The sequence below is a fragment of the Moorena sp. SIO3I8 genome, assembly GCF_010692325.1.
GTDB lineage: Bacteria > Cyanobacteriota > Cyanobacteriia > Cyanobacteriales > Coleofasciculaceae > Moorena.
Genome location: NZ_JAAHHW010000450.1, coordinates 1 through 1,174 on the forward strand (window position 1 = coordinate 1; position 1,174 = coordinate 1,174).

Sequence of the window (1,174 nt, forward strand, 5' to 3'; positions counted from 1 at the left end):
CCGGAAACGAAACCTTAGATAGTGGAGCCTTACTACAAAAGACTTCAACCTTTTACCCATAACCTACCAACTATAAAGGCTCCACTATCTTACGGTAACTTCAAACCCTTTTTGCCTTTTCAAAAGCTTTCCCTTTTGACTGGTCATTTCAGGATGTTTGCTCATTCGGTTGCTCCAGTATATTAGGTCACCGTCAAATGGGCTTCGGGTATCTTTGACCTTGGTATGCCTGACTATTTCAGTTTTGGCATGCTTTTTAAGGTAATTTTCCTCATTGACCATGAATACCCAATTATCCACTTTGGGAGCGTCCCAGGGTTTCTTAGGTTTTTCAACCTTTGTTCCCCAATACTTTTTGTTTACCCAGGCTTTTGATTTGTTTGGGTGTCTCCTGTATCCCCATCTTTGAAGTTTGTTCCAGAGTAGATGGTCGAGTTTTTTGTAAGTTTTCTTGCTACATGCCGACCTGTTGTAGTTACACCACCCTCTTATCATGGGTTTTAGATGCCTGATTAAGGCTTCTTGTGGAGCGGCTTTATGTTTCTCTATTTCTGATGAAAGCCGCTCATAATACTCTTTCACTTTCTTTTCTGATGGTTTGATGATGGTTTTGAAACCTTGCTTAGATTGATACTTTCCGACTTTATATTGTCGTATGTTGAATCCGAGAAAATCGAATCCTTTATGTGTGTGAATCAATCTGGTTTTGCTTGGTTTCAATTCCAGTCCTATGCCTTTTAGCCATTTCTCGATGATTCTTTGGCATTCTTCTACCACTTCTTGGTTCTTGTGCATGATAACAAAGTCATCTGCATATCGGATTAGACTTAGTGCTTTTCTGTTTTCCCGTTTACTTCCGGGTAGACTTTCGGCGTACTCTTTTATCCGGTTTTCCATTCCGTGGAGGGCTATATTCGCTAAAAGTGGAGAGATAATTCCACCTTGAGGGGTACCCTCATTTGTAGGGGAGAATGTACTTTTATCCATCACGCCTGCTTTTAACCATTGTTTGATTAATCGTTTCATGGATGGATAGGTATTTAATTTAGTTAGAAGGGCATCGTGATTAATTTTATCAAAGCACTTGGTTATGTCAGCATCTAACACCCATTTGGGGTTTTTGCTGATACCTTTGAATATTGCTTCGATGGCATCGTGGCATGACCGTCCTGGT

The 1,174-nt window shown here is 40.4% G+C and carries 1 protein-coding gene; it reads right to left on the reverse strand.

Annotated features, from left to right (window positions below):
* Positions 1-84: 84 nt before the first annotated feature.
* Positions 85-1,174 (reverse strand): reverse transcriptase domain-containing protein (locus F6K51_RS37805; protein ID WP_293031441.1); only part of this gene is annotated, 1,090 nt, incomplete at its 5' end.